Raw genomic sequence first — 4,491 nt, 5'->3', positions numbered from 1 at the left:
GATCTGGCCCCACCCCCCGTTCTCCCTCTTTTGCGCTCCCCCCCCCGCGGACACCGGGCCCAGAGGGGGGGGGGGGCCCAAAACCAAAGGGTTTCGCCCCCCACACCCCTGTCACGAGTCCTGCACGGTGACCGGGTTCCTCCCGCGCCCGAGTACGCCGTGTACGGGACGCCGTGTTCAAGGCGGGCATGGTTCCCCTGATCATCGCCCCGACGGGTGGCGAGGACGGCCAGGACGCGTTCCTTGATGGCTAGCCGGTTGCCCTGCGCGGTCGTGAGGTAGGCGCCTCCCTGGGCCACGGCGGCCTGGGACGCACCGGTGGGCTGCCCGGTGGGGCTCATGGTGTCCGGGCCGCTCTGGTCCGGCTTGGGCGGCAGGGGCTCCCGGGGCCGGGTCGGCTCCGCCGCGGCGGGCGGTCGGGGCGAAGGCCGTCCGGGCGGCTGTTCCGACGTGGCCCGCTTCTTCGGTGTGGTCATGGCCCTCGTGACCCTGCCGGCCGCGGCCTTCTTCGCCTTCTTCTGCACCATGCCTGACGTCTCCTCCTGGCGGACTCCGAGCCCGCGGGATCTCTGCCGCACAGGTCGGCGGGGCCGCAGCGGCCCCGCCGCAACCCTCGCCCCTGGGGCCGCACGCGGCACGCCGAATACGCCCGTACCGCCTGACAGCCGACACGGCGCCGGGCACGACCGGCGTCACTCCGCGTGTCCGGTGCCTGCACCGACCGACAGATCACCGCATCGTGGATGAGTCACCCCGCAGGGGGCAGTCGCAGTGAGTGGCCGGCACCTGTCGACCGCGACCTGCCCATCGATCATGGAGGTACGCCGTGTCCGCTACGGCTCTGACCCTGGGCACGCTGCCTGCCGGACTGATCGCCCTGCCCGGTGTCTACCGACCGCAGGCGGACACCCGTCTGCTCGCCCACGCACTCGCCCACGAGGACCTGGGCCCCGCGACGGACGTGCTGGAGATCGGTACGGGAACCGGCGCGCTCGCCCTCCATGCCGCGCGGAGACGGGCGCGGGTCACGGCGGTCGACGTCTCGTGGCCCGCCGTCGTCACCGCCCGGCTGAACGCCTTGCGCCAGCGGCTGCCCCTGCGCGTCGTGCACGGCGATTTCGCGGCCCGCGCCGCGGGCCGCCGCTTCGACCTCATCCTCTCGAACCCGCCCTACGTCCCGGCACCGAGCGCCGGGCCGCCCTCGCGGGGACCCGAACGTGCCTGGGACGCCGGACCCGACGGGCGCAGTGTCGTCGACCGGATCTGCGCGAGCGCACCCGCGCTGCTGCGTCCCGGCGGGGTCCTGCTCATGGTCCACTCCGGGCTGTGCGGGGCCCAGGAGACCGTCGACCGGCTGCGCGGGGCGGGCATGGCCGCGGACATCACGGCGAGAGCCTCGGTGCCCTGGGGGCCCGTCCTGCGCTCGCGCAGGGCCTGGCTGGAACGAGTGGGCCTGGCAGCCCCTGCCGAGGAGCGCGAAGAACTGGTGGTCATCCGTGCCCGCTGACCCCCGGAACACCGCAGGCCCGGCCCCTACGGGAGTGCCGGCCCGCCGCGTGGCCGTGGACCCGAAGGGCCCCGTCCTGGTGGAGGGCCCCGTCGAGATCGTCCTCGACGACGGAACGGTCGCCCGGTCCGACCGCTTCATGGTCGCCCTCTGCACATGCCGCCGCAGCCGTACGTACCCGTGGTGCGACACCAGTCATCGCCCCCGCGAGCGCTCCACCCCGACCTCCGAGAACAGGGACCCCCAATGACGCCCTCCGTCACGAGCGCCACGGCCACCACCGCCGGGCCCCTCCTGGCCGAACCGCGCGGCGAGCTGTCCGCAACCGTCACCACGGCCCTGAGGTCGAACGGCGTCCCGGAATACAGGCCCGGCGCCGTACTGACCGCGGACCCCTGGGGTGAGGACCTCCAGCTCGCCCTCTACCTGCTGTACGAACTCCACTACCGCGGTTTCGACGGTGTGGACGACGCCCGCGAATGGGACCCGGAACTCCTGCGGCTGCGCCAGGCCTTGGAAGCCCGCTTCCTGCACGCGCTCGGCGCCGAGCTGTCCGACGCCCCCCGATCGGTGGCGGAGGCCTTCGCCCCGCTCCTCGTCGAACAGGTGGACCCCGCCGGCAGTCTCAGCCACCACCTCGAAAGGGAGGGCGAGTTCTGGCAGTTGCGCGAGTACGCCGCCATGCGCTCGCTGTACCACCTCAAGGAGGCCGACCCGCACGCCTGGGTGATCCCCCGGCTGCGAGGCCGGGCGAAGGCCGCGATGGTGGCCATCGAGTACGACGAGTTCGGCGCCGGCCGCGCCGACCGGATCCATGCCCGGCTCTTCGCGGACCTCATGGAGGACCTCGGCCTCGACCCCGCGTACGGCCGCTACCTGGACCACGCTCCCGCGCCGCTGCTCGCCACCGTCAACCTGATGTCGCTCTTCGGGCTCCACCGGTCCCACCGGGGTGCGCTCGTCGGTCACTTCGCCTGCGTCGAGGTGACCTCGTCACCCGGTTCCAGGCGGCTCGCCAAGGCGATGCGGCGCTGCGGGGCAGGCCCGGCCGCCCAGCACTTCTACGACGAGCACGTCGAGGCAGACGCCGTGCACGAGCAGGTCGTCCGCCATGAGGTCATCGGCGGACTGCTCGCCGACGAGCCGTCCCTGGAGGCCGACATCGCCTTCGGCTGCGCTGCCACCGTCCACCTCGAGGACCGCCTCGCCGAACACATCGGCGCGGCCTGGGCCGAGGGACGCAGCGCGTTGCGCACGCCGCTGGAGGGGCCATGACCGTACCGGCAGCCGCCGTCCCCTCCGACGGAGCGGCCTGAGCCCGGACAGGCCCGCCGGGCCTCGTGCGACCACCGGGCCGTCGTGCGAGGAACCGCTGTGCCGGGCTCCCGGCACCTGGCCCTTACTGATCGTTTCAGAATGAGTCTTACCGAGCGCTTCAGTTGGCACTTGTGCAGCTGAGTTGGCACCTTGACCCCTGGCCTTGTGCATGCAACAGCAGATCCGGTCGGGCGTAGGAGTGGGTGGATGAGCGCAGATGTGAAGCGGGAGTGCTGGGCAATGCGACCCGGAGTCGGTGTGGGGCCGTTGCACTTTGGGATGTCTCCAGCCGAGGTTGCCAAAGCACTGCTGGCCTCTGGACTGCCGGAACGGGTCAGTGGTCCGTATGAGCAGGAGGACTTTCCGGATGGAGTGAAGGCGTTCTACGAGGCGGGCAGGCTCGCCTGCGTCGCGCTGGATGCGGTCACCGGTCCGCAAGTCTTCCTGTCTGGCTTCCCGCTGGCAGGGAGCGATCCCGAGCAGGGCCATCAGTTCCTGCTGGACCACGCTGCGGAGCATGGAAACTGGGTGCTTTACACGCCCGACGACTCGGTTTCCCTGACTGATCTCGGGCTTCTTCTGCGTTCGCAACTGGTCGGGGAAGCCCGCCTCACGCGCCCGCTCTTTGTGAAGGAGGAGTGGCTGGAGTCGCAGTACTTCCGAGACCACCTCCCGCTGGAGGCTGTGCCAGGCTGAGCGCGAGATGAGCCGTGGGTCTTGTGCTCGACAATCTTGGTCAGCAGGGTGTCCAAGGTGCGTGCTGATCTTGTCCCAGATGACCTGTGGGAGCGGGTGGCCCCGCTGCTGCCGCCCACTCCCGAACGGCGCCGTCGCCACCCCGGGCGGCTGCGCGTTCCCGACCGAGTGGCGCTCGCCGGCGTCATGTACGTGCTGCGGACCGGTGTTGCCTGGCGGGACGTTCCGGCGGAGACCGTGGGCTGCTCCGGTGTGACGGCCTGGCGTCGGCTGCGGGACTGGACCGAGGCAGGCGTCTGGCCACGCCTGCACACCGCCCTGTTGGCCGAGCTTCGCCGCGCCGGCCTACTGGACCTGGACGACTGCTCTGTGGACGGATCGCACGTCCGGGCTCTCAAAGGGGGGATCATGTCGGCCCCTCGCCCGTCGACCGTGCCCGCCCCGGCTCCAAGCACCATCTGATTGTCGACCGACACGGAACCCCGCTCGCCGTCACGCTCACCGGCGGCAACCGGCACGATGTCACCCAGCTCCTGCCGCTGCTGGACGCCGTCCCGCCGGTCCGAGGACTGCGGGGACGTCCCCGCCGCAAACCCCGGCGTCTGTATGCCGACCGGGGCTACGACTTCGACAAGTATCGCCGCCTGCTGTGGAAACGCGGCATCAAACCCCTGATCGCCCGACGCGGCGTCGCCCACGGCTCCGGACTGGGCAAAGTGCGCTGGGTGGTCGAGCGCGCATTCGCCTGGCTGCACCAGTTCAAACGGCTCCGCACCCGCTACGAACGACGCGCCGATCTCCATCAGGGACTGCTCGACCTGGCCTGCAGCCTCGTATGCCTCCGCCGCCTCCGGAACTCATTCTGAAATGATCAGTTAAGAGTTGTCCCGTAATACCGTGAGGCTGAGGGTCAGGCTGTGTCCAGGTCGGTGCCGATAGCGCCGGCTGAGCGAAGCGAACGCCCGAGGTCT

General features: G+C 71.0%; 5 protein-coding genes and 1 pseudogene. 5 read left to right on the top strand and 1 reads right to left on the bottom strand.

What is annotated here, in order from left to right; genetic code table 11:
- Positions 1–251: 251 nt before the first annotated feature.
- Positions 252–476: pseudogene (locus ACZ3OF_RS24340) on the bottom strand (catalase HPII); the annotation flags it as partial.
- A 350-nt stretch (positions 477–826) separates the two neighbouring features.
- On the opposite strand from ACZ3OF_RS24340, the gene ACZ3OF_RS24335 reads away from it, so the two are divergent.
- The 5 genes from ACZ3OF_RS24335 (at position 827) to ACZ3OF_RS24315 (ending at position 4,386) form a co-directional block, all read left to right on the top strand.
- Entirely contained in the window at positions 827–1,507 is a 681-nt protein-coding gene (locus ACZ3OF_RS24335; RefSeq protein WP_361680949.1) for a HemK2/MTQ2 family protein methyltransferase, read from the top strand.
- Entirely contained in the window at positions 1,497–1,757 is a 261-nt protein-coding gene (locus tag ACZ3OF_RS24330; RefSeq protein WP_361680946.1) for a CDGSH iron-sulfur domain-containing protein, read from the top strand. The genes ACZ3OF_RS24335 and ACZ3OF_RS24330 overlap by 11 nt, the downstream gene beginning before the upstream one ends.
- Positions 1,754–2,782 (top strand): iron-containing redox enzyme family protein, encoded by a 1,029-nt coding sequence (locus ACZ3OF_RS24325; protein ID WP_361680943.1) that lies wholly within the window; start codon positions 1,754–1,756, stop codon positions 2,780–2,782. Before ACZ3OF_RS24330 ends, ACZ3OF_RS24325 begins: the two co-directional genes overlap by 4 nt.
- Before the next feature lie 249 nt (positions 2,783–3,031).
- Positions 3,032–3,520, top strand: a complete 489-nt coding sequence (locus ACZ3OF_RS24320; RefSeq protein ID WP_467306730.1) for a hypothetical protein — start codon at positions 3,032–3,034, stop codon at positions 3,518–3,520.
- 57 nt (positions 3,521–3,577) lie between these two features.
- A protein-coding gene (locus ACZ3OF_RS24315) for an IS5 family transposase (RefSeq protein ID WP_467306728.1) occupies positions 3,578–4,386 on the top strand; the annotation gives its coding sequence in 2 pieces (ribosomal slippage) (positions 3,578–3,917 and positions 3,917–4,386; 810 coding nt in all).
- Positions 4,387–4,491: the final 105 nt, after the last annotated feature.

Source organism: Streptomyces sp. NPDC022552 (assembly GCF_055561875.1).
Note: the sequence above shows the minus strand (reverse complement) of the source record. Positions and strands in the feature narration are given on the sequence as shown.